Origin of the sequence: Clostridium sp. DSM 8431, from assembly GCF_900116755.1 — a bacterium.
Lineage (GTDB): Bacteria > Bacillota > Clostridia > Clostridiales > Clostridiaceae > Clostridium.
Window position 1 is genome coordinate 1 of record NZ_FPBY01000261.1, and the last position, 3,041, is coordinate 3,041.

A 3,041-nucleotide genomic window follows, 5' to 3' on the forward strand; every position below is an offset into this window, starting at 1 on the left:
CAATTTCAGACAAAATTGTTTAATAAATAAGATTCAATAATTTTGATTATTTCTAAGAAAAAGATAAGAATACACAAAATTATTTACAGGCTCAAAAGCAAAAAAATACCTATATCAAGGATAGTTATCCCTATATAGGTATTTTACTTTTATTAATTAAAGCATAGCTTCAAGTCTTTCTCTAATTGCCTTAATAAATTCAAAACTATTAGTAGTTGTTACATTTTCTTTACTTGTAAGAAGAGCTAAATCTTTAGTCATTACTCCATCTTCAATTGTTTTTAATGAAGCTTTTTCTAACTTATCAGCAAAATCCATAAGTTCTTTATTATTATCTAGTTCTCCTCTCTTTCTAAGAGCTCCAGACCAAGCAAAGATTGTTGCTATTGAGTTAGTAGATGTTTCTTCACCTTTTAAGTGTTTATAGTAATGTCTTTGAACAGTTCCATGAGCTGCTTCATATTCATAATTACCTTCTGGTGATACTAATACTGAAGTCATCATAGCTAATGATCCAAAAGCAGTAGCTACCATATCACTCATTACATCTCCATCATAATTCTTACAAGCCCAAATCATTCCACCATTTGATCTTACAACTCTTGCAACAACGTCATCTATTAAAGTATAGAAATATTCTATTTTTGCTTCTTCAAATTTTTCTTTATATTCAGCATCAAATATTTCTTGGAAAATATCCTTAAATGTATGGTCATATTTCTTTGATATAGTATCTTTAGTTGCAAACCATAAATCTTGTTTTATATCTAACGCATAATTAAAACAACATCTTGCAAATGATGATATAGACTTAGTTAAATTATGCATTCCAAGTACAACACCTTCTCCATCGAAATTATGTATAAGTTCTCTAGATTCAGTTCCATCTTCTGCTGTATACACTAATTCACATTTACCTTTTCCAGGTATCTTCATTTCTACATCTCTATAAATGTCTCCATAAGCATGTCTTGCTATAGTTATAGGTTTTGTCCAATTACTTACATATGGTTTAATACCATCTACAATAATAGGTGCTCTAAACACTGTACCATCTAAGATTGCTCTTATTGTACCATTTGGACTTTTCCACATTTCTTTTAAATCATATTCTTTTACTCTTGCAGCATTTGGTGTTATTGTTGCACACTTAACACCTACTCCGTACTTTTTAATAGCATATGAAGCATCTGATGTTACTTTATCATCTGTTTCATTTCTATGAACTAACCCCAAATCATAATATTCTGTATTTAAGTCCACAAAAGGAAGTAAAAGTTCATCTTTAATTGCCTTCCATAAGACTCTTGTCATTTCGTCTCCATCCATTTCAACTAATGGTGTCGTCATTTTTATCTTTTCCATATGTATGCCCCCTTAAAAACGTATTAAGTATTCTCCTAAAATGAAAAATACTTCTATTTGTCATAGAAGTATTATACATTAAACAGAGATTTTATTCAATTATTGTAATCATATACCTAATAATTTAATTAATGTAATCGCAATAATTATTTGGCATGTACTTACTAAACATCCATATAAGAATGAAATAGATCCTTCATTTATTAACTCCTTAAATTTAACTCTCATTCCTATAGCAGCTAAAGCTATTATTTCAAATTGTCCACTTATAAACTTAGCTAATTTTGCCACTGATACTGGTATTATTCCTAAAGAATTAATAATGCTTAGTATAAAGAACCCTATAATAAACCAAGGAACACTTATTTTAAATTTTTTACTTTTAACATTAGAGTTTTCAATGGATTCAGATTTATTTTTAGCAAATAATTTTCCTTCTTCCTTTGTATTAACCTTTGAGAATACAAATACAACTATAACAAGCATTATTATTCTTATAATTTTAAAAATTGTTGCCATTTCAACTACATCATCAGAAACAAATTTTGCTGAGGCAATTACTTGTCCAACAGATTGAAGAATACCTCCTATTAATCCTGATGTTTGCATTGTAGTACTGTCATATAACACTCTACCTAAGAAAGGTAATACAAACATTAAAATAGTACCAGTTATATTAACCATAGTAATTGATAATGCTTTATCCTTTGAATCTTCACCTATAACTGGAGCTACAGACGCAATTGCTGATGATCCACAAACTGCATTACCTGCACACATTAATAAAGTAAACTTTCTATTAAACTTAAGTTTTCTTCCAATAGCATATGTAACACATATAGTTAATGTCATTTGAGTTATTATGAATATGACTCCATTAACTCCAACGGATGCAATATCAGAAAGGTTTAAAGTTGCTCCCATTAACACTACTGAATAAGATAGCAAAGTACCTTCTGAGAATTTACTTCCTTTATTATAAACTTCCTTTGTAAATAATGTATTTCCTAATATAATACCTAAAAATATAGCAAATGTAGCTGCTCCTAAAGAGGGAACAAAATATGCAATTCCTTTGGAAACTATAGCAATTGCAAAACATACTACAAAGCCAGGTATAATCTATTTAACATCTTTCATTAATTTCACCTCTATGTTAAATCTTTTCTTTCGTATCTAAATTATGTTTATATTATAGAAGCTTTTTATTATAAGGTAAAATATATATATTTTATATTTTCTATAAGTTTTTCTTATATGCAAAATTTATAAACTCTTTCATACTACTGCTTACAAATTTATCTTTATGCATTATAAGACATAAATCTCTATATATTCTCTCATCTTTAATTCTAAGTATATGTAGCTTATTAGAAGGATTGTCTCTATTAACACATATTAAAGAAGTACAACCAATAGCAAGATTAGCCTCAACACATTTTTTATAGCCTCAGTACTTCCAAGTTCCATATATACATCAAAATCAATTTCTTTATCCCTTAAATATCTTTCAATAGTATCTCTTGTACCACTTCCATTCTCTCTCATAATAATCTTTTCTTCTTTAAGTTCATCTTTGCTAATGGCTGTATTATGAATAAAAGTGATAAAATATGTAAATCATCTTAACAAAGATTTTTTAGGAGATGATGTATTTGAATTCGTATAATTACAAT

At 28.0% G+C, this 3,041-nt stretch carries 3 protein-coding genes; all 3 read right to left on the reverse strand.

Annotation, left to right across the window (positions count from 1 at the left end):
• Positions 1-156: 156 nt before the first annotated feature.
• Positions 157-1,365 carry an NADP-dependent isocitrate dehydrogenase gene (locus BM384_RS16410; protein WP_090015248.1) on the reverse strand — a complete coding sequence of 403 codons (1,209 nt, stop codon included), beginning with the start codon at positions 1,363-1,365 and terminating at the stop codon, positions 157-159.
• A gap of 108 nt (positions 1,366-1,473) precedes the next feature.
• Positions 1,474-2,487, reverse strand: coding sequence for a YeiH family protein (locus BM384_RS16415; protein ID WP_090015250.1), 1,014 nt, complete (start codon positions 2,485-2,487; stop codon positions 1,474-1,476).
• A 276-nt stretch (positions 2,488-2,763) separates the two neighbouring features.
• Positions 2,764-2,973 (reverse strand): LysR substrate-binding domain-containing protein, encoded by a 210-nt coding sequence (locus BM384_RS16420; protein ID WP_090015252.1) that lies wholly within the window; start codon positions 2,971-2,973, stop codon positions 2,764-2,766.
• Positions 2,974-3,041: the final 68 nt, after the last annotated feature.